The following is a 20,164-nucleotide window of genomic DNA, read 5'->3' on the forward strand; positions in this document are numbered from 1 at the left end:
TGGAGGTTAGACATGCTCGTCAACGCAAAGCAAATGCTCGACAATGCCGTGGCCGGTCACTATGCCGTAGGCGCTTTCAACACCAACGACCTTGAGTGGTGCCGTGCCATCATGACGGCTGCCGAGGAGACCCAGTCCCCCCTCATCATTCAGTGCTCCATGAGCGCCGGCAAGTACCAGACCGGCTACAAGACCGTGTCTGCCTTGGTCCACGCCATGTATGACGCTCTCGACCTCACTGTGCCCGTGGCCCTGCACCTGGATCACGGCTCTTACGACGCCTGCCTGGAGTGCATCGACGCCGGCTTCACCTCCGTCATGTATGACGGCTCCCACGAGGAGAACTTCGACGTCAACATGAAGAACACCGCTGAGCTGGTGAAGATCTGCCACTCCAAGGGCATCTCCATCGAGGCTGAGGTGGGCTCCATCGGCGGCACCGAGGACGGCATCACCGGCACTGGCGAGTGCGCCGATCCTGCCGAGTGCAAGGCCATCGCAGAGCTGGGCGTCGATATGCTGGCCGCCGGCATCGGCAATATCCACGGCCTCTATCCTGCCAACTGGACCGGCCTGCAGTTCGACGTGCTCAAGGCCATCAAGGCCGAGGTGGGCGATCTGCCTCTGGTACTTCACGGTGGCACCGGCATCCCCGCCGACCAGATCGCCAAGGCCATCGACCTGGGCGTTGCCAAGATCAACGTCAATACTGAGCTCCAGGTAGTCTTTGCCGACGCCACCGAGGCCTACATCGCCGACGGCGGCCTCAAGAAGGAGAAGGGCTTCGACCCCCGCAAGCTCCTGAAGCCCGGCGCCGAGGCCATCAAGGCCAAGACCGCCGAGAAGATCCAGGAGTTTGGCTCTGCCAACAAGGGCTGGAACTAACCTCTCGCTCACGGCTTTGCTTGCTGCTTTTGCGCTGCTGGCGAGGCCCAAAAGGCATCGTATCGCCTTTCACTGACATATCAGGAAGGTGCAATCTCAAATCCCCTTCCTTCAATGCCGAGAAAAGGCCCCGCTCCGGTGGGGTCTTTTCTTTTTTCAGGGGGCTTTTTGTTTACCCAGCTCAAGGGGGTTGTTTTTATCGGCAGGTCCCATTTGCGATGCAGTTTGGAACTGATTTTGCGCCGCTGGCCGCATTTAGGGTCTATGGAGGTGCTGCTCAGTTACGCTTATGAGCAGATAGGCCCTCTAGAATAGAGAATCCCATGGGATGACACCCATCTCTTGGGAACACGCAAGCCCCATTCCCCGGCGGCGATTCTCTACTTCTGAGCCTCGCGTCTAGCCGGAACACTATATATGCAACCAAGAGAGGCGCCATGACGCTAAAAACCAAACTCTGTGGTCTCGCTGGAGCCACGTTGCTGGCACTGTCTTTGGGAGCTGTGGCTCCCGCTCCTGTCTATGCAGACACCGCTTCTGATTTGCAGGCCAAGCTCGATGCGGCCAACGCTCGCTTGGACGACCTCTACGATCAAGCCGGCTCGGTAAGCGAGCAGCTCAACGGCACCAAGGTCAAGCTGGCAGAGACCCAAGCCCAAATCGACGAGTCCAACCAAAAGATCAGCGATACCCAGGCAGACATCGAGGCCAAAACCGCCGAGCTGGCCGAGCGCCGCTCCAACCTTGGCCGCACCGTCGCCCTGGACTACAAAGCTGGCGGCCTTGACTTCCTCTCCATCATTCTCAACGCCAACAGCTTTGATGACTTTATTTCTCGCGTCTATTACGCCGACAAGGTCTCGCAACAGCAGGCAGACACCATTCAGCAGACCAAGGACTTGCAGACGTCGCTGGAGAACCAAAAGGTGGCGCTGGAAGCCACCAAGACCCAGCTGGAGAACCAGAAGACCGAGCAAACCCAGCTATTGGCCGATCAGGAAAGCCAGCAAGCTTCTCTGAACTCTGCCGTCGCTGACGCCGAGGCCTATGTGAACGGCTTGGATGCAGACGTCAAGGCCAAGCTCGCAGAGGAACAAGAAGCGGCCAGAACCCAAGCCGAGCAAGAGGCTGTCACTGCCCGCAACGAGGTGGCCGCCACGGTGAACAACGCCCTGAACAATGCCTCCAACAACGGCGGCAACGGCGGCAACGGCGGCGCTTCCAACAATGCTGGAGGCTCCAACAACGGTGGCGGTGCTTCTAGCAACGGCGGAGGCACGAGCAGTGGAAACTCCGGCGTTTCCGGCGGCGGCTCCTCCTCTGGCACCACTTCGCGCCCTCAGGGTAGTTCCTCTGCCCGCCAAGCCGTGCTGGACGCCGCTTATTCCATGATTGGTAGCCGTTATGCCTATGGTGCCTGCGATCCTGTAGGCCGCCGCTTTGACTGCTCTGGCTTTACCATGTACTGCTTTGCTCAGGCTGGCATCAGCCTGCCCCACTACTCCGAGAGCCAGGCAGACCGCACTCCCAAGAAGCCCGTGAGCCAGCTGCTTCCCGGCGACTTGGTGTGGCACAGCGGCCATGTGGGCATCTATGCCGGCAACAATATGATCATCGATGCCGGCAACGAGCGCGTAGGCGTTTCTTTGCGCCCGCTCTACGGTGGCCTTGGCCAGTGGCGCGGAGGTTGGCCTGCCTAAGGCTGTGTGTGGCGTGATTGCGCTTCACCGGAATGCCTGGCGACTCGTTTAACGTGCCTGGTTGGTATGGGATAGGAGTACCTCAGCTTGGCGGGTATGGGGTAGGATTGCCTCAGAAAACAATCTGCGTTAGTTGCATTTAGTGTAACCGATAAAGAAAAGCTACCTTAGCTACATATATGTAGCTAAGGTAGCTTATTTTTAGAGGGACGTAACTAGTTGATCTGAGACCTGAAGTGCCTGACCTGAAGTGCCTGACCTGAAGTGTCTGTTGCGCCTGTTCTTGCAGACAACAGCTTGCAGCAGCAAACCTGTAGCCAGCTTAGCGGCAGCTGGGAATCTCTTCCACAGGATTGCCGTTAGCGTCTACCAAAAGGTCTGCCAACGTCTTGGAGTCCAAGAAACGCGCAGTCACCTCTCCCAGCTCGCGCCAGAGGGGCAGGGTGGGGCATTCGTCGGCGCGGGGACAGAGCGTATCGGTGGTGCAATCCAGGCAGCTCACAGGTGTGAGGGGGCCATTCTCGGCAACGCGTAAAATGGCTCCAACGGTGTAGTGCTCCGGGGATTCGGCCAAGCGATAGCCGCCGCCCTTGCCGCGCTGGCTCTTCACATAGCCCGCTTTGATGAGCAGAGACATGACCTGCTCCAGGTACTTGCGGGAGATATTTTGGCGCTGGGCAATGTCACCCAGAGAGACCCAGCCGTCTCGGCGGCCAATGTCGAGCATGACGCGCAGGGCATAGCGGCCCTTGGTAGAAATGGCTCCGGTCATGCTAACGACCGTCCTGGGGGCTGGCTGCCGTTGCCGGGGCGGGGGAGTTGGCAGCCGCATCGTCGCCCTCGGTGGAGGAGGGCTCGGTGGCGCCGGAGAGCATCTCGTCCAAGGTGCGCCAGGCCAGCTCGGCGCATTTGACGCGGGCGGGCATATGGGAGATGGATTCCAGGCAGATGGCTTCGTCCAGCTCCTCGCGCTCGGTGTCGCTCAGGGTCTCGCCGCGCACCATGCGGCCAAAGAGGTTGCAAAGCTGTTTGGCTTCGGCAGGGGTGCGGCCAATGACCAGGTCGCTCATCATGTCGGCAGAGCCTTGGCTTACCGCGCAACCCACGCCGGTCCAGGAGGCGTCCTCGATGGCGCCGTCGTCTCCCAGCTTCACATGGAGGGTGAGGTCATCGCCGCAGCTGGGGTTGATGCCCTCATGGGAGCAGGTGGCGCCCTCCAGCTCGTAGTTGTAATCCGGATGGCTCACGTGCTCCAGCAGGGCGGGTGTGTAAAGATCAGCGGCTCCCATTGAAGATCCCCCAAACAAAGTCAAGGCCATCGACAAGGGCGTCGATGTCGGATTTATCGTTGTAGAATGCAACCGAAGCGCGGTTGGTGTTGTCCACTCCCAGGCGCAGCAGCAAAGGCTGGGCGCAGTGGTGGCCAGCGCGGATGCATACATGCTTGGTATCCAGCAGACTGGAGACATCATGCGGGTGGATGCCGTCCAGGTTGAACGCCACCACACCGTGGCGCTTGACCGGGTTGGTGGGGCCATAGATGGTGACGTAGGGCAGGCTGGCGAGCCGATTGTAGAGATAGGTGACCAGGGCCTGCTCGCGGGCCTGGATGGCGTCCATGCCCACGGCGTCCACATAGTCCAGGGCGACCCCTGTGGCGTGGATGCCGGCGGCGTCTTGGGTGCCGGCCTCGAACTTCTCGGGGACGGGGGCCCAGACGGCCTCGGTTTCGGTCACTGAGTCGATCATCTCGCCGCCGGTAAGGAAGGGCGGCATGGCTTCGAGCAGGTCCATCTTGGCCCAAAGCACGCCGATGCCCATGGGGCCAAAGACCTTGTGGGCCGAGAAGGCCAACACGTCGCAACCCAGCTCTTTGACGTCGATTCTCATGTGAGGCGCAGACTGGGCGGCGTCCACGATGCAGACGGCGCCCTGCTCATGGGCGCGCTCAGCGATCTTTTTCACTGGGTTCTCGATGCCTAGCACGTTGGAGACATGGGCCACCGAGACGATGCGGGCGCGGGGGCCGATCTTCTCGGCAATCTCTTGGTCGGATAGGTGCCCCTCCTGGTCGGGATACATGTAGACCAGCTTGGCGTGGGCTGCTCGGCAGATCTGCTGCCAGGGGATGAGGTTGGAGTGGTGCTCCATGACGGTGATGACCACCTCGTCGCCAGGGCGAAGCAGCAGGTCGCCCAAGGAGCGGGCTGTCAAGTTGAGCGACTCGGTGGTGTTGCGAGTGAAGATAATTTCTCGAGGGTCATCGGCGCCAATGAAGCGGGCCACCTTGGCGCGGGCGGCATCGATGGCTTCTGTGGCCTCGACTGACAGCTCGTAGAGGCCACGCAGCGGGTTGGCGTTGGTGCTCTCGTAGAACTTCTCCTGGGCTTCTAGGACGCAGGCAGGGCGTTGGGCGGTGGCTGCGGAGTCTAAGAAGAAGGTGCCGGGCTTTGCGGCAAAGAGCGGGAAGTCGGCCTTATAGGGGTTGATCTGGATGTTCGCCGCCTCTTCTGCCGATAAGCGCGGAGAGGCCGTAAGCTGGGCCGTCTCTGCCAAGTCACCCGGGCCGCGGGAGCCCACTGAAGAGTCGCAGGCGGTGGCATAGGTCAAGGCATCCTGCGCAGGGGCGGCGTTTTGGGTGCGGGGTCCCATCTGCGTAGAGGTAGGCTCCGCGGGGCTGGGAGCGGCCGGGGCCACTTGAGTGGAGTTGCTGGCAGCATCCGAGGAGGTGGCGGGGGCTTGGATAGAAGAGGAATCAGAAGTCATAGAGCGCCTCCTTAAAGGCAAGAGGGGAGAAGAGCGACCGTGGGGCGGCGTGGGCGCTTTGCGAGGAGCGCGAAGCCGAGCGCCTTAGAACTCGCGGGCAAGCTGAGCGGCCGCTCGGGCGTTTTCCGCCCCTTCGTCACCCAGGTTGTCCTGGGCCCATGCGATGACGGCCTCGGAGGCTTGGGGCGGCAGGGCGGCTGCAGCGGCGTCCACGATGGCCTCGGCCATAAGGTCGTTGGCATCTGCGGCGGACAAGCCGCGGCAGGCGAGGTAGAAGGCCTGTTCAGCCGAGAGCGAGCCAATGGTGGCGCCGTGGTTGCCAGCCACATCGTCCTCGGAGCACAGGATGGTGGGCAGCGTCTTGTTGACCACCTGGTCGCCGGCCAGCAGCACGGTCTCTGTCTCTGTGCCCTCGGCGCCCTTGCAGCCTCGGGAGAGGTCGATGGTGGCCCTCAGCGTTTTGTGGGCGTTGCCCAAAAGCACGCCGTTGGCGCCGATGAGCGTCGAGGTGCGACGCCCGTGATGGAGCACCTGGTAGGCCATGTCCACCGTCTGGTTGGCGCGGCCCACATAGGAAAGGGTGGCGTTGAGAGAGGCGTTTTGACCCACCAGGTCCACAAACACGCCGGTAGCCGAAGACTGGCTGCCCAAGATGTAGTGATGGATGTCCAGCGTGGCGTCCTCGCCGAGAAGAGCCCCCACCCCGTCGATGTGCTGTTGGTTGTCTCCCTGGGCGATGAGCAGGTACACCGTGGCTTTGGCGCCAGGCTCTGCCACGATGCGAAGCGCTTGGCCGGAGGTGCCCTTGTCGGTTTCTTTGCCTAAGGCCAGCGCCACGATCTGGCAGGAGCTGTCCTCCTCCAAGACCACCGTGGTCTGGACGCGGTCGCCCTGGGCGGCTTCGCAAAGGATGGTGACCGGCTCATCCAGGGTTTCGCCGGCGCCCACGCGCACCACTTGACGGGAAGTGGCGTCGCCGTCGATCCAGCCGGTGGCTTGGGTGCCCACGCCCAAAAGCAGGCCTTGGGCCTCAGGAGGCACTTGGGTGTCTGCCAGCTGGGCGAGCTGATGGCCGTCCATGGAGGCCAGGGCGTCAGAGAGAGGCACCTCCAGGGTGCCGGAGTTGATCTTGAGCCAGTTCCAGGTTTGGGCCGGGGCCGGATCCACCGAGGTAAGCTGGGCTACAGTTGCGTCTGCCATTAGCCGATGGCTCCTTCCATCTCAAGCTTGATGAGGTTGTTCATCTCGACGGCATACTCCAGGGGGAGCTCTTTGGAGATGGGCTCGGCAAAGCCGTTCACCACCATGGTGCGGGCTTCGTCCTCAGGGATGCCGCGGCTCATGAGGTAGAGGATGGTGTCGTCGGAGATGCGGCCGATGGTGGCCTCGTGGCCCACCTGGGCCGAAGAGTTGCGCACGTCCATGGCCGGGATGGTGTCGGAGACCGAGCGGTCATCCAGCATGAGCGATTGGCAGGAGACAGAGGCTCGTGCGTCGTCTGCTCGAGGGGTCACTACTACCGAGCTGCGGAACGTAGAGATGCCGCCGCCCTTAGAGATGGACTTGGTAGAGACCGAGGCGCGTGTATGAGGCGCCGCCATGTGCACCTTGCAGCCGGTATCTAAGTCTTGGCCTGCGCCGGCAAAGGTGATGCCGGTGAACTCGCAGGAAGCGCGCTCTCCTACCAAAAGGCTGGAGGGGTAGAGGTAGCTCACGTGGCTGCCGAAGGAGCCCGAAACCCACTCGATGGAGCCGTTGGCCTCAACCCGCGCACGCTTGGTGTTGAGGTTGTACATGTTCTTGGACCAGTTCTCGATGGTGGAGTAGCGCAGGTGCGCCCCTTCGCCCACAAAGAGTTCCACGCAGCCGGCGTGGAGGTTGGCCACGTTGTACTTAGGCGCCGAGCAGCCCTCAATAAAGTGCAGGTCTGCCCCGGGCTCCACGATGATCAGCGTGTGCTCGAACTGGCCCGCGCCAGCGGCATTCAAGCGGAAGTAGCTCTGGAGCGGGAAGCTCACCTCGACCCCGGCCGGCACATAGACAAAGGAGCCGCCGGACCATACCGCGCCATGGAGTGCGGCAAACTTGTGGTCTGTAGGAGGGACCAGCTTCATGAAGTGCTGGCGGATCGTCTCTTCGTAGGGGCCGTGGAGGGCCTCCTCGATACCCGAGTAGACCACCCCCAGCTCTGCCACCTCTTCGCGCATGTTGTGGTAGACCAGCTCGGAGTCATATTGGGCGCCCACACCGGCCAAGCTGGTGCGCTCGGCCTCGGGAATGCCCAGGCGCTCGAAGGTGTCCTTGATGTCCTCCGGCACCTCGTCCCAGGAGTCTGCCTGTTTGGCGCCGCTGGTCACATAAGTGGAGATGTTCGCCATGTCCAGCCCGGCGATGGAGGGTCCCCAATTGGCGGGCATAGGAGTGCTCTCATAAATTTGCAGGGAGCGCAGGCGCAGGTCGAGCATCCACTGGGGCTCGTCCTTCTTGCGGCTGATCTCCTCCACGATCTGCGGCGAAAGGCCATCCGAGAAACGCTCGTAGCCCTCTTCGCTCTTCACAAAGTCGTAGAGGCTGCGATCCACATCGGCAACTTGGGACCGCGTGCGTTGCGCCCCCTCCGTCAACCTGGGATCTGCCTGAGTGATGTCTGCCATGGACTCTAGGCCTCCTCTTTGCCGGTGGTATGCGAAGGAGCCATCTCGTCCTTGCCGAGAAGGGCGGCCTTCTCGGCAGCTTGCTGTGCCTGAGCCTCATAGCCCTCGAAGCCGTGGGAATCGATGTAGGGGATGAGGTCGGCGCCGCCGGTGGCGACGATGGTGCCGTCGACCATGACGTGGGTCTCGTCCACCTGGAGGCGCTCCAGGATGCGTGTGTTGTGGGTGATGACGATGAGGGAGCCGTCGCAGCTCTCGCGATAGGCCTGGATGCCGCGAGACACCACGCCCAGGGCGTCCACGTCCAGGCCGGAGTCGGTCTCGTCCAGGACGGCGAGCTTGGGCTGGAGCAGCAGCAACTGCAGCATCTCCACCTTTTTCTTCTCGCCGCCCGAGAAGCCCACCCCCAGCTCACGGGTGAGATAGGAGGGATCCATGTCCAGGGTCTGGGCGAGCTCGGTCACGCGCTTGCGGAACTGGCGCGCGGTCATCTTGAGCTCCGGGCGCTTTTGGCAGATGGTGCGCAGGAAGCTGTAGAGGGGCACGCCCGGGATCTCAACCGGGGCCTGGAAAGAGAGGAACAAGCCGGCAAGGGAACGTTTATCGGTAGGTTCGTCTGTAAGGTCTTGGCCATCGAAGGTGATGGTGCCCTGAGTGACCTGGTAGACCGGGTCGCCCATGATGACATGGCCCAAAGTGGACTTGCCTGCGCCGTTGGGGCCCATGAGCACGTGACATGTGCCGGGATCCACAGTGAGGTTCACTTGATGCAGGATGGGCTTCTCGTCCACAGAGGCCGAGAGGTTGGATACAGAGAGCAGCGGTTCTGCCATGAGTGCTCCTAGGGCTCGGGGCAACCGATATGGGCTGCCAAACAAGGGCGTTTCGCCGGCGTGCGATGAGGGGCGCCGGGGTGAGGTGGTGGGACTCGACGTGGTGTCCCAATGCCACCGGAATAAAATACCCCTTTTGGAGTAGGAATATATGAGAATCTGCGGGAAACCTTATATCTGTCGTGAAACCTAGGAAGAGCTTGGTGGGATGAGCGGTGCCAAGCAGGTGGTGAGTCATTCTTGGGGGATCAATAGGGTGCTGCATCCCTCTGAAAAGTTACTACGTTAGTATCATCTGCTTAAGATCGTAGCTAATGTAGCTATTTTTTGAGGGCCTAAAACCCTTCGATTTAGGACCAATACAGAGATGCGGAGCCTTCGATTCCACCCCATCAAAACCCTTTTAACCAACATCGCCTAAACACGTTCATGCAAGCTCTCGCCAAAACGCACGCGCCCTGTCAAATGGCTGATCAATCCACATTTTCCTATCTCGGCGCCCCGTCTGTCTCTTGCACATCCATAGATGCTTAAGTACAGTGAGTTGAGCTGTCCGCCAATAACTCCAGCGCTCCCTGCAAGCGCCAAGAGCCCCAAGGACACGCTCGATGAAGCTCAACAAGACGGAGTGATGCGCAATGTGTGCTGGGTGGGTGTTCGAACCTTAGGTGACCTGTCCCTAAGTGCGCTTTGTCCATCTTTCAAATCACATTTGCAATTAACACCTTGGAGCTTCCCATGAACCACGTAGCGAGGCGCGTTGCCTCATCATTCACTCAGAGATTCACCTCAAAAGCCGACCTTCAGCTCTTTCTCGCCCGACTCTTCGCCCGCATGGGCGTCGAGTGCAGCTACTTCGTGGGTGTCTTTGGCACTGCGACCTATGCGTTGGGGTCGGACGCCTTTGGCATCTCCTTCATGATGCTCACCGGCAACCTCTTCATTGTGTTGGGTACTGCCTGCGCAGGACCTCTGGTAGACCGCATAGGACCCAGGAAAACGCTCCTGGGCGCCCTTATCCTCACCGCTGCGGTCTTTATCACCTACAGCCTTTTTGCCGGCAGCTTTGGCGTGCTCCTGGCGTTTTTTGCCTTCTGGAGCATGCTGGTGGGTTTTGCCAACACGTCGTTCTCGTCATTGCCGCCCTACGTGGTGCCAACAAACCGCCTGCAAGACGCCAACGGCCTTCTTTATCTTGGTACCAACGTTGCCATTATCGCCGGCCCCATGGTGGGGGCTGCCATTACCCGGGTGCTGCCTTTGTCGGCAGTCTTTTTGGTATCGGCCGCGTTCTTTGCCGCCGGTGCGGCGGTGGTCTTTGGCATCCAACAGCGCTATACGCCTTCGGCTCAGATGATTTCGGGCGCGGCTCCGGCGGCGGAGCCTGCTCACGCCCAAAAGCCGGGTCTCAAGGCCAAACTGGCTACTTTGGCGGCGGGCTTCTCAATCACCTTTAAAGACCGTTTCCTGGCGATCCTCTTTTGTTTGGGATTCTTTGGCTACTTCGCTTTTGGAGCCTTCGATTCGCTGGAGTCCATCTTCTATCGCGACATCCTGCGGGTGCCCGTTGAGTTTCTGGGCTGGCTCACAGCGGCTATGGGAGTGGGATGCGTGCTTGGCTCGGCCGTGATGGTGCGCTTGCCCAAAGATCGCATCACCATCAAGAGCTGTGCGATCATGCTCACGGTGGTAGGGGTGGGCACTGTGATCTATGTGGGCACGTCGCTGTGGCAGTTTGCAGCCATCGGCCAGCTGGTCACCGGCTTCGGCTTTGGCATGCTGGCGCCTACTCGCGACCTGTTGGTGCAGCGCCGCACGCCCTTGGCCTATACGGGCCGAGTGATGTCGGTGATGTCTCTAGGCCTCCAGTTTGCCGGTGTCATCCCGCTGTTCTTCGCACCTTTCCTTGCTGATCTTTGGGGCGTTCAGGCAGTACTCATTGGGGCCTCTATCGTGAGTGCTTGCGTGGGCCTGCTCTTTGTGGGCATCGCTCCGGCGACTCCGGCAAAACCGCTGGAAGTAGAGGAGACGCAGGCGCAGGCGGCTGCACAGGAGCGCGCCTGTGGCTAAGCCTGTGACTAATAGGCCTATGGCGACCAGACGGTGAGAAGGCTGACAGCTAGTGTAGACTAAGGTGCGTCACCCTCTGAAAAGATACTGCATTAGCTACATTATTTTGTAGTTAATACAGAAAACTGCTACGTTAGCTACGTATTATTGACACTAATGAAGCACTAATTCAGAGGGATCGAGAGACCCTTTTCCACCCCCATCTCCCAGCCAGGGATTCTCTACGTTCCTGCTTAGAGAGCCCTCTCGGCTCCGTGCAGAGGGAGGCTTTTTCGGTTCCAACAAAGATGACGTGAGGGCTTCAAAAAAGATCTGCACATTTAAAAGGACCCGCGCATCCCTTTATGCACGGGTCCCCCATAAAGCGTCTTTGATGATGCAAACCCCCGCTTTAGGGAGTTCTTATCGGCAGAGACTTAGCGCAGTACGTTGAAGCCGTTGCGGCCAGCGTAGACGGCGGAGTCGCCCAGCTCGTCCTCGATGCGGAGCAGCTGGTTGTACTTGGCCACGCGGTCGGTACGGGCGGGAGCGCCGGTCTTGATCTGGCCAGCGTTGGTAGCAACCACGAGGTCAGCGATGGTGGTGTCCTCGGTCTCGCCGGAGCGGTGAGACACGATGCAGGCGTACTTGTTGCGCTGGGCCAGCTCAATGGCGTCCAGGGACTCGGAGAGGGAGCCGATCTGGTTCACCTTGACCAGCAGGGCGTTGGCGGCATCCATGTCGATGCCCTTCTGCAGGCGCTTGACGTTGGTGACAAAGAGGTCGTCGCCCACGAGCTGGACCTTGTCGCCCAGGCGAGCGGTGAGCTTCTGCCAGCCCTCCCAGTCTTCCTCGTCCAGACCGTCCTCGATGGAGACAATGGGGAACTCCTCGACGAGCTCGGCCCAGTAGTCGATCATCTCGTCAGAGGTGAGCACGCGGCCCTCGCCCTTGAGGTTGTAGGTCTTGGTGTCGGCATCGTAGAGCTCGGAGGTGGCGGGGTCCATGGCGATCATGAAGTCCTCGCCGGGCACAAAGCCGGCCTTCTTGATGGCCTCGACGATGTACTCCAGGGGCTCCTTGTTGTTCTTGAGGTCGGGAGCGAAGCCGCCCTCGTCGCCCACGCCGGTGCTGTGGCCGGAGTTCTTGAGGACGTTCTTGAGGGTGTGATACACCTGGGTGCTCCAGCGGAGGCACTCAGAGAAGGTGGGGGCGCCCACGGGCACGATCATGAACTCCTGGAAGTCCACGTTGTTGTCGGCGTGCACGCCACCATTGAGGATGTTCATCATGGGGGTGGGGAGCACGTGGGCGTTCACGCCGCCCAGGTACTGGTAGAGGGGCAGGCCCACGGACTCGGCGGCAGCGCGGGCGCAGGCCAGAGAGCAGCCCAGGATGGCGTTGGCGCCCAGGGTACCCTTGTTGTCGGTAGGATCGGCAGCGATAAGCGCGGCATCCACGGCGCGCTGGTTGCAGGCGTCCAGGCCAATGAGGGCGTCGGCGCACTCATTGTTCACATGCTCAACGGCGGCCAGAACGCCCTTGCCCATGTAGCGGTCCTTGTCGCCGTCGCGAAGCTCGACGGCCTCGAAGGCACCGGTGGAAGCGCCGGAAGGAACGATGGCGCGGCCGGTGGAGCCGTCGATCAGCGTGACCTCAACCTCGACGGTGGGGTTGCCGCGCGAATCGAGGACCTCGCGACCATAGACATCAATAATTTCACTCATTTGTGAAGCTCCTTTCATGAGCTCTCCCTGACGTTGGCCCCACAGCGGGCCACACGCCCAGTGATCATGTCTTAGACAATAGCCCCCTTGGAGCCCCTCGCCACCCATCTCCCAACCCAACGGACCCATTCCCCCGATAAAGTTCACAACGCGTCCCCCAACAGGCACCTCTAGCTGCAAAGTTGCACAGCATCTAAAAGTCATTTTTGTCAAAAGGCACGTCGATGCTCAGAAATGGCCCTCGACAAGGTGAGAGTTTTTATCGGTATTTATAGATGTGGCATCTTCACAGTTAGGTGAACAAAGCCCGCTCTGGGCCAGGGGGTGCGAAGGCCTCCACTAGACTGTCTTTGTGCAATCGCGAAAAGGGCCCTAAGGCCCTGTGAGACGGGGCCTTAGGGCTCCGCATCGGAGAAGGAAAGGACGGAGCATGGCATTAAGCCAAGAAGATGTTCGCGGCATCGCCGACTACGCCCGGATCGCGCTCTCGAGCGAGGAGCTCGCGGCAATGACCAGCTATATGAACGACGCGGTGGCGATGCTCGAGCCCATCAAAGAGCTTGCCGAGAAGGCCGAGCCCACGTCGCATCCCATCGGCGGCCTTGTGAACGTAATGCGGCCTGACGAGGTGGCTGCCAGCCTGGAGCTGGAAGACGCCCTTTATAATGCGGCGGCCACGCAGGGGCGCTACTTCCGCGTCCCGCAGATCTTGTCAGCCGGCGACGAGGATGCAGGTGATCGCTAATGGCAAATCTGGATACGCTCTCGGCTCAAGAGATCGCTCGCGGCGTGGCGGAGGGTTCCTTCTCGGCTAAAGAGGTGGCCCAGGCCGCCCTGGACGCCTGCGTGCAGCGCGACCGCGAGGTGGACGCCTTCTTGGAGATCACCTACGACTTGGCGTTGGAGCGGGCAGAGGCGGTGGATGCTGCTCGAGCCAAAGGGGAGCCTCTGGGCCCTCTGGCTGGCGTGCCTGTGGCCTTCAAGGACAACATGAACATGGAGGGCTCGCACACCACCTGCGCCAGCCGAATGCTGGAGTCCTACGACTCGCCTTATACCGCCACCTGCGTGAGCCGCATGCTGGCCGCAGGGGCCATCCCTCTGGGCAAGACCAACATGGACGAGTTCGCCTTTGGCTCCTCCACCGAGTCCAGCTGCTTCCAACAGACCCACAACCCCTGGGACCTGTCGCGGGTGCCGGGCGGCTCTTCGGGTGGGTCGGCTGCCGCGGTGTCTGCCGGCGAGGTGACGCTGGCGTTGGGCTCTGACACCGGCGGCTCCATCCGCCAGCCGGCATCGTTCTGCGGCGTCGTGGGCATGAAGCCCACCTACGGCGCGGTGAGCCGCTACGGCGTGGTGGCCTTTGGCTCCTCGCTGGACCAGGTGGGACCCTTCGGCCGCACGGTGGCAGACGTGGCGCTGGCCATGAATGCCCTCACCGCCGGCGGCCGCGATCCCATGGACTCCACCAGCCAAGACGTGAACCTGGACTTCTTGGAGCATTTAGACGATCCTGTCGAGGGCCGTTGCGTAGGCTATATGCCTGCGCTTATCGAGGCTACCGGCATCACCCACGAGGTGCGCGAGGCCATGCAGGCCGCCATGGACGCCTTCGAGGCGGCCGGCGCCACGCTCAAAGAGGTGGAGCTGCCCCATATCGACGCGGCTATCTCGGCCTACTACGTCATTGGCCCCTGCGAGGCCTTCTCCAATCTGGCGCGCTTCGACGGCGTGCGCTACGGCTATCAGGAGCCCAACTGCGCTACCTTGGCGTCCCAGTCATCGCTTTCCCGCGCCCACGGCTTTGGGGCCGAGGCCAAGCGTCGCCAGCTTTTGGGCGCCTACCTGCTTTCCAGCGGCATCTATGACGAGTACTACGTTCATGCTCTGGAGGCCCGCACCCTCATCACCCAGGATTACAAGAAGGCGTTCGACCAGGTGGACGCGCTGCTTATGCCCGCGGCTCCCCGCACCGCCTTCCACTTTGGCGAGATGAGCGATCCCACGCAGATGTACCTCTCCGACATGTTCACCATCTCCTCCAACATCGCCGGCAACGGCTCCATCTCGGTGCCGGTGGGGCTAGGGCATGACTCTGGCATGCCGGTCTCGGCCCAGCTGCAGACGCCGGCATTCCACGACCGCACCCTCATCACCTTTGCCCACGCCCTCGAGAAAGCCGCAGGCGCGCTGCCGGTGGCACCTCGCTTCGCCGGAAAGGGAGGCTACCTGGCATGAAGTCGCTGCAAGAAGTATTAGAGAGCTGGGAGGCCGTCATTGGCCTGGAGATCCATACCGAGCTCACCACCCTTGAGACCAAAATGTTCTGCTCCTGCCGCTTGAGCCACGACGACGAGCCCAACACCAATGTGTGCCCCGTGTGCCTGGGCATGCCCGGCGCCCTGCCTGTGCCCAACCGCCAGGCCATCCGCTCCATCGTCAAGGCGGGTCTCGCCACCAACTGCGAGATCCAAAAGCGCTCCATGTTCTACCGCAAGCACTACTTCTATCCGGACATGGCCAAAAACTTCCAAACCACCCAGGGCCCTGTGGCCTTCTGCATGCACGGTCACCTGGATCTTACCGTGGAAGGGGAGGGCGCCAAGGAGCGCCCGGCTAACTCCAAGAACGTCACCTGGTCTGCCGATAAGAGCTCCTACTCCACCCACGTGCGCATCCTGCGCATCCATATGGAGGAGGACGCTGCCAAGATGATCCATGTGGGCGGCGAGGAAGGCCGCATCACCAGCGCCACCGAGTCCCTTATCGACTACAACCGCTGCGGCACCCCGCTCATCGAGCTGGTCACCGAGCCTGACCTGCGCACCCCCGAGGAGGCCCGCCTCTTCATGGAGAAGCTGCGCCGCACCTTCCTGGCCCTGGGCATCTCCGACTGCTCTATGGAAAACGGCTCCATGCGCTGCGACGGCAACGTGAGCCTTCGCCGCCGTGGCGACACTGCTCTGGGCACTAAGACCGAGCTCAAGAACCTCAATTCCTTCAAGAGCCTTCACGACGGCCTGGAGTATGAGATCCGCCGCCAGGCCGAGGTGCTGGAGATGGGCGGCGAGGTCTTCCAAGAGACCCGCCACTGGGAGCCTTCCCGCCGCCGCACGGTGGTCATGCGCGTCAAGGAGACCGCCGACGACTACCGTCTTTTCCCCGATCCCGACCTGGCGCCTTTCGACCTCTCCGACGAGTTCATCGACGAGTGCCGCGCCGAGCTCCCCGAACTCCCCGAGGCCAAGGCCGCCCGCTACGTCTCCCAGTATGGGCTCAAAGCCGCCGATGCCGCCCAGCTTGCCGGCTCTCCCGAGGCCGCCAGCTTCTTTGAGGCCTCCGTTGCCGAGAAACCCGTGGCCTCAAAGCCTGCTCTCGCAGTCCAGGTTGCCAATCTCCTGGTAAACGACGTGGCCGGCTATCTCAAGAGCGCAGGCTCCACCTTTGCCGACACTGCCCTCACTCCTGCCCAGGTGGTCTCGCTGGCAGGCCTTCTGTCTGAAGGCGCCATCTCGGCCAAACAGGGGCGCGAGGTGGTGGAGCTCATGGCTGCCAGCGGCAAAGATGCCGTGGCTATCGTGGACGAGCGCGGTATGCGCCAGGTGACCGACGACTCCGCCCTCCAGCCTATCGTGGACGAGGTGATCGCTGCATGCCCTGACCAGGTCCAGCAGTTCCGCGACGGCAACAGCCGTGTGGTGGGCTTTTTGGTGGGCCAGTGCATGAAGCGCGCCAAGGGCAGCGGCAACCCCAAACGCTTCAACGAGCTGCTGGTGGCTTCCATGGCGGCAGCTTCTGAGAAGGAGCCTGCCCAGGCTGTGCCCGCAGGAGAAGCTGAACCAAAACCTTCGGCTCCCGTCAAAGCTCCCGCTAAGCCAGCCGCTTCCGCTAAGCCGGTTAAGCCTGCGGCCAAGAAGGCTGCCTCTGAAAAGCCTGCCAAGTCCGCGGACGGCCCGGCGACCACTCAACCCCCAACCGCCAAACCCGGTCAAGCTGCTAAAACAGCGGCTGCCAAACCCGCCAAACCCGCCAAACCTGCCAAACCTGCAGCTTCTCGTCAAAAGGCAGCCAAGCCTGCAGCTAAACCTAAAGCTGAGGAGCCCAGCTCAAAGACGGCAAAGTCGTCTACTGCAAAACAGACCGCTGCCCGACCTGCGGCAGCCAAAAAGACGGCTGCAGCCAAGACCGTTTCTCCAAGCAAACCTGCTATCACGACAAAAGCCGCATCCACTTCTACGAAGCCAAAATCCAAGGCAAAGAGTACCGCTAAGGTTTCTGAGCCAAAATCGACAGGTGCAAAGAAGCCTGCCGCAAAGACTCCTAGGACAAAGAAGACTGCTGCTTCCGAGCCTGATACTTCTAAGGAGTAGAACCCCTAAGGGGCTTTACTGAGCACTCGTGTCATGAAAAAGCTGGCTTGGGCAACCAAGCCAGCTTTTTCTTGTCGCAGTGGCTCCATGTTTGGCCTATAGGACAAAACGTGTGCTGTGATAAGGGGTGTTGACCTGTGTCAGACCTGCGTCAACACTCCCTAACCTGTTGGCCAAATCTACCTTTATTATTTATTAGTACTCTTTGCGGCCAGAAGGGGGGCGGTTTGAAAGTAAAGATGCTTTCAAACCGCAAAGCCCCCAGGTAAATTCTGGAAAGTCAAAAGCAGATCCACCTGCGAGATGGGGACGCAGGGCAGATGGGGTTTGGACTGAGCGGCATTTCATGCCTACTAAGTACCATTCCATGCATTCGCGCCTACTAAGTACTTAGTAGGCCAATTTTGCCTAAAATCTGCGTCACTTTATATTTAAGTATCACATCACCCAAGCTCACAGAGTTGGTTTCATATTCAATTGTACTTAGTAGGCGCGTGCCGAAGGAGATGTACGGAAGAAATGTACTTAGTAGTCGCAAGCGTTGTCGCTCCTCTACATCTTGGCCCCGCAGACTCCATAGATCACCTTTTTCATCGAGCCCTCCTGCCATTAGGATGTAACGGCTCGATTCTGCAGCCTTCATCTGGGGTGATAGGGCCTCTGCCAGCACACCCTCTGTCAGGGTCCCCGTGTGAAAATAGCCTTCCAGATTTAAACACCCAAAAAAGGGACGTTGACCTGCGTCAACGTCCCAATTCACAGCACGCTTTTTGTCCTGTTAGTCTGTTTTAGAAGGGAAGCTTACGCACGCGCAACTAGGGTGCAGTCAAGGACAGTACATTGGCCCCCTCTAAAACACCGAGCCTTGGGCACAAAGAACGCATTGTGCCAGGCGCAGAGAGCAGAGCACAAATGGCACGTTGTGCGTGGCCTGCTCAGTTGGGCAGGCCACACAGGACCCATAGATATTGGGGTCGTCATTCGACCGCAGCTTTATAGACGCGACCCACTCAAACTGAGTGGAAGAGGGCACATCTCAGCTGTGCGAAAAAGCTCTCACTGCTTCTCCTAGGCGCCCATTACAGAAGAGAGAATGGCTGAGACGATGGAGATGATGATGGCACCTAGGAAGGCTGCGCCAAAGCTCTCGATATAGATGCCTACACCAAGAACCGAGGTAGAAAGCCAACTGGCAAGCTCTAGCAACAGGGCATTGACGATGAGGTAGAAGATGCCCAGAGTGATCACGGTGATAGGGATGCTTAAGACCTGCAGTATGGGCTTGATGGACACATCGATCAGTGCCAGCATAAGCGAGCAGGCAATAGGCCCAATCCAGGGGCCTCCTACTGCAATGATTCCTGGGACCAGATTGATGGCGGCGATAGTGGCGATAGCGGTTATCAGCCATTTCAAGATGAAGCTCACAATGATTTCCTTTCGGTTTGCACCAGTAGGACAATCCCGTCGCGCTACCATAGAAAAACGAATTGTAACCCAGGTCTTATACCCTAGGAGCAGCAGATGGATCCCCAGCGCGAAGCTCAGCTGTCTCAGCCTGACGTCCAAGTACTGGTAGAAGCGGTGATGGCAGCCCATACTCAAGAGCAGGTGCAGGCGCTGTTGGTGGATTTATGCACCAGCCGCGAGATATCTGACATGGCTCAACGCCTTCAGGTTGCCCAGATGTTGGATGAAGGGCAACCCTACGCTCAGGTCCAAAGGGTTACGGGGGCGTCTTCTACTACCGTGAGCCGGGTCTCGAAGTTTCTCAATGGCGATGTGGGTGGATATCGCTGGGTGCTTGACACCCTTAACGCTTCGGCCAAAGAGTAAGGCTGTGGGGACTGCGCACTCACCTCGATCATTGGCTTTTGAGAAAAGAGTTTTAAGAGCTAAATGTCTGGGGGAGAAAACTCCCCCAATAAAGTGTATTGATATATCAGTCACTAGGAATATCCTGTCGTTTCATTCCTTACGCTCGTTGCTACATTAACGCGTGAGAATTATTAAATGAAATGCCGTCTAAACTCGGTGTTTATACCAACCAAATAAACAAAATATTCAAATATATAAAGTGAAATAGTATCATTTAGAACTGTCTTCTATCGAGATGCCATAGGAACAGAAATGAACTAATACATTTCGATATCAATAGAACTGTTAGATCAAATAATCTGTCAGAAAACTTTCAGAAATTCCTGTTTATTGGAATATTAGGGAACTCGTTCACAAGGACCGATTGTTGCTAGTTATTGAGGGGAGAAAGCCAAAAATATCATTTTAGAATCTGAATTTGACCCCAATGCGCTGCGGTTATGCCGTTCGCCAGAACATATTGCCATTAATCGATACATTAAAGAAAAATTCAGAAAAAGCCTTGCAGATATACTGGCACCTAGATAACATATCGACTAACAACGGTATGTTAGAATGGCTGCGGAAACTTCTCAATTTTTCGGAGAACCAGTCAGTAGGAGGGAAAAAGGGGGTCTCAATGCAAGACGCTGCACTGCAAGAAGAGCAAGAACGCGCTGCCCGTCTCATCGTCGAGGGCACCCGCCTGCTCACCACTCGTATCCCGGCATTGTTCGAAACGGAGTCCAGCGACATCACCTTCCGTCAATGGGAGGCACTCAAAATCGTCCTGGCTTCTCGCTCGCCAGAGATCTCGCTGGCTGACATCACGTCGTACATGGGTTACTCGCGTCAGAATGTCAAAAAGCTCGTTTCTGGCCTCGAACGTGCCGGCTATGTGACGCTGCGTCCTTCGCACATCGACGGCCGCGCGCTTCGTGTAGAGGCTACCCGCAAAGCTCGTCGTGAGGCTCCTCATTATGCCGAGCTCGAACAGCGCATGTTCAACTCGCTCTTCGAAGGGGTTCAGGACACCGAGCTCTCCGTGAGCGCGCGCACCATGGCTACTATGATCCGCAACGTGGCCGATTAAGCAGCACGTCTCTATTGCCAAGTTGGTGCTGCGTGCGCTTTGCGCTACGTGCGCTATGGGCTAAGCCGTCCTGCTGAGGCACAGAGCCTCCATGAAGCCGAGAAAACCATCCATTGCCACCTGCAAGGCGCCCTTCAGCTTTGAAGAGCTGGGGGCGCCTTCGAACATGAGCCTGAGAGTCGGGTGCAAGATACGAGAACAGGGCATCCCTTCCAGCAGGGATGCCCTTC

Annotated in this window: 15 protein-coding genes and 1 pseudogene; 8 read left to right on the forward strand and 8 right to left on the reverse strand. The window is 59.6% G+C overall.

Annotated elements, in window-relative coordinates; genetic code table 11:
- Nucleotides 1-12: 12 nt before the first annotated feature.
- Both fba and E5334_RS02795 read left to right on the forward strand, forming a co-directional pair.
- Nucleotides 13-885 carry a class II fructose-1,6-bisphosphate aldolase gene (fba, locus tag E5334_RS02790; protein ID WP_136012065.1) on the forward strand — a complete coding sequence of 291 codons (873 nt, stop codon included), beginning with the start codon at nucleotides 13-15 and terminating at the stop codon, nucleotides 883-885.
- A 437-nt stretch (nucleotides 886-1,322) separates the two neighbouring features.
- Nucleotides 1,323-2,585 carry a C40 family peptidase gene (locus E5334_RS02795; RefSeq protein ID WP_136012066.1) on the forward strand — a complete coding sequence of 421 codons (1,263 nt, stop codon included), beginning with the start codon at nucleotides 1,323-1,325 and terminating at the stop codon, nucleotides 2,583-2,585.
- Nucleotides 2,586-2,907: 322 nt separating this feature from the next.
- On the opposite strand, the gene E5334_RS02800 is transcribed toward E5334_RS02795, so the two are convergent.
- The 6 genes from E5334_RS02800 to sufC form a co-directional block, all read right to left on the reverse strand.
- Complete coding sequence (locus E5334_RS02800) at nucleotides 2,908-3,357, reverse strand: RrF2 family transcriptional regulator (RefSeq protein ID WP_136012067.1); 450 nt, start codon at nucleotides 3,355-3,357, stop codon at nucleotides 2,908-2,910.
- A 1-nt stretch (nucleotide 3,358) separates the two neighbouring features.
- Nucleotides 3,359-3,874, reverse strand: coding sequence for a Fe-S cluster assembly sulfur transfer protein SufU (sufU, locus tag E5334_RS02805; protein ID WP_136012068.1), 516 nt, complete (start codon nucleotides 3,872-3,874; stop codon nucleotides 3,359-3,361).
- Nucleotides 3,861-5,351: an aminotransferase class V-fold PLP-dependent enzyme gene (locus tag E5334_RS02810; protein WP_275438889.1), complete on the reverse strand. Its 1,491-nt coding sequence runs from the start codon at nucleotides 5,349-5,351 to the stop codon at nucleotides 3,861-3,863. The genes sufU and E5334_RS02810 overlap by 14 nt, the downstream gene beginning before the upstream one ends.
- Before the next feature lie 84 nt (nucleotides 5,352-5,435).
- Nucleotides 5,436-6,551, reverse strand: a complete 1,116-nt coding sequence (locus E5334_RS02815; protein WP_136012069.1) for a SufB/SufD family protein — start codon at nucleotides 6,549-6,551, stop codon at nucleotides 5,436-5,438.
- Entirely contained in the window at nucleotides 6,551-8,005 is a 1,455-nt protein-coding gene (sufB, locus tag E5334_RS02820) for a Fe-S cluster assembly protein SufB (RefSeq protein ID WP_136012070.1), read from the reverse strand. Before sufB ends, E5334_RS02815 begins: the two co-directional genes overlap by 1 nt.
- A 5-nt stretch (nucleotides 8,006-8,010) precedes the next feature.
- Entirely contained in the window at nucleotides 8,011-8,838 is an 828-nt protein-coding gene (sufC, locus tag E5334_RS02825) for a Fe-S cluster assembly ATPase SufC (protein ID WP_136012071.1), read from the reverse strand.
- Nucleotides 8,839-9,576: 738 nt separating this feature from the next.
- Between sufC and E5334_RS02830 the strand changes: the two genes are divergently transcribed.
- Nucleotides 9,577-10,908, forward strand: coding sequence for an MFS transporter (locus E5334_RS02830; RefSeq protein ID WP_136012072.1), 1,332 nt, complete (start codon nucleotides 9,577-9,579; stop codon nucleotides 10,906-10,908).
- A 416-nt stretch (nucleotides 10,909-11,324) separates the two neighbouring features.
- Here E5334_RS02830 and eno read toward each other — a convergent pair whose 3' ends face one another.
- Nucleotides 11,325-12,614 (reverse strand): phosphopyruvate hydratase, encoded by a 1,290-nt coding sequence (eno, locus tag E5334_RS02835; RefSeq protein WP_136012073.1) that lies wholly within the window; start codon nucleotides 12,612-12,614, stop codon nucleotides 11,325-11,327.
- A 430-nt stretch (nucleotides 12,615-13,044) separates the two neighbouring features.
- Here eno and gatC point away from each other — a divergent pair, with 430 nt between their 5' ends.
- The 3 genes and pseudogenes from gatC to gatB all read left to right on the forward strand — a co-directional run.
- Nucleotides 13,045-13,359 (forward strand): Asp-tRNA(Asn)/Glu-tRNA(Gln) amidotransferase subunit GatC, encoded by a 315-nt coding sequence (gatC, locus tag E5334_RS02840; RefSeq protein ID WP_136012074.1) that lies wholly within the window; start codon nucleotides 13,045-13,047, stop codon nucleotides 13,357-13,359.
- Nucleotides 13,359-14,852 (forward strand): Asp-tRNA(Asn)/Glu-tRNA(Gln) amidotransferase subunit GatA, encoded by a 1,494-nt coding sequence (gene gatA / locus E5334_RS02845; protein ID WP_136012075.1) that lies wholly within the window; start codon nucleotides 13,359-13,361, stop codon nucleotides 14,850-14,852. The genes gatC and gatA overlap by 1 nt, the downstream gene beginning before the upstream one ends.
- Nucleotides 14,849-16,402, forward strand: a pseudogene (gene gatB, locus E5334_RS02850) (Asp-tRNA(Asn)/Glu-tRNA(Gln) amidotransferase subunit GatB); the annotation flags it as partial. The gene gatA and the pseudogene gatB, both read left to right, overlap by 4 nt.
- A 1,650-nt stretch (nucleotides 16,403-18,052) precedes the next feature.
- Here gatB and E5334_RS02855 read toward each other — a convergent pair.
- Nucleotides 18,053-18,412, reverse strand: a complete 360-nt coding sequence (locus E5334_RS02855; RefSeq protein ID WP_136012077.1) for a phage holin family protein — start codon at nucleotides 18,410-18,412, stop codon at nucleotides 18,053-18,055.
- A 96-nt stretch (nucleotides 18,413-18,508) separates the two neighbouring features.
- Here E5334_RS02855 and E5334_RS02860 point away from each other — a divergent pair, with 96 nt between their 5' ends.
- Entirely contained in the window at nucleotides 18,509-18,820 is a 312-nt protein-coding gene (locus E5334_RS02860) for a YerC/YecD family TrpR-related protein (protein WP_136012078.1), read from the forward strand.
- Between the two features lie 661 nt (nucleotides 18,821-19,481).
- Nucleotides 19,482-19,934, forward strand: a complete 453-nt coding sequence (locus tag E5334_RS02865; protein ID WP_167604271.1) for a MarR family winged helix-turn-helix transcriptional regulator — start codon at nucleotides 19,482-19,484, stop codon at nucleotides 19,932-19,934.
- The last annotated feature ends 230 nt before the right edge of the window (nucleotides 19,935-20,164 follow it).

The organism is Muricaecibacterium torontonense (genome assembly GCF_004793925.1).
In the GTDB taxonomy this organism is placed as follows: Bacteria; Actinomycetota; Coriobacteriia; order Coriobacteriales; family Atopobiaceae; genus Leptogranulimonas; species Leptogranulimonas caecicola.

Bases quoted from the DNA above. Each gene is read 5' to 3' on its own strand.
- E5334_RS02860 (WP_136012078.1), top strand. From the start codon at position 18,509: ATGGATCCCCAGCGCGAAGCTCAGCTGTCTCAGCCTGACGTCCAAGTA.
- sufB (WP_136012070.1), bottom strand. From the start codon at position 8,005: ATGGCAGACATCACTCAGGCAGATCCCAGGTTGACGGAGGGGGCGCAA.
- E5334_RS02800 (WP_136012067.1), bottom strand. From the start codon at position 3,357: ATGACCGGAGCCATTTCTACCAAGGGCCGCTATGCCCTGCGCGTCATG.
- fba (WP_136012065.1), top strand. From the start codon at position 13: ATGCTCGTCAACGCAAAGCAAATGCTCGACAATGCCGTGGCCGGTCAC.
- E5334_RS02810 (WP_275438889.1), bottom strand. From the start codon at position 5,351: ATGACTTCTGATTCCTCTTCTATCCAAGCCCCCGCCACCTCCTCGGAT.
- sufU (WP_136012068.1), bottom strand. From the start codon at position 3,874: ATGGGAGCCGCTGATCTTTACACACCCGCCCTGCTGGAGCACGTGAGC.
- eno (WP_136012073.1), bottom strand. From the start codon at position 12,614: ATGAGTGAAATTATTGATGTCTATGGTCGCGAGGTCCTCGATTCGCGC.
- E5334_RS02865 (WP_167604271.1), top strand. From the start codon at position 19,482: ATGCAAGACGCTGCACTGCAAGAAGAGCAAGAACGCGCTGCCCGTCTC.
- gatA (WP_136012075.1), top strand. From the start codon at position 13,359: ATGGCAAATCTGGATACGCTCTCGGCTCAAGAGATCGCTCGCGGCGTG.
- E5334_RS02795 (WP_136012066.1), top strand. From the start codon at position 1,323: ATGACGCTAAAAACCAAACTCTGTGGTCTCGCTGGAGCCACGTTGCTG.
- sufC (WP_136012071.1), bottom strand. From the start codon at position 8,838: ATGGCAGAACCGCTGCTCTCTGTATCCAACCTCTCGGCCTCTGTGGAC.
- gatC (WP_136012074.1), top strand. From the start codon at position 13,045: ATGGCATTAAGCCAAGAAGATGTTCGCGGCATCGCCGACTACGCCCGG.
- E5334_RS02815 (WP_136012069.1), bottom strand. From the start codon at position 6,551: ATGGCAGACGCAACTGTAGCCCAGCTTACCTCGGTGGATCCGGCCCCG.
- E5334_RS02830 (WP_136012072.1), top strand. From the start codon at position 9,577: ATGAACCACGTAGCGAGGCGCGTTGCCTCATCATTCACTCAGAGATTC.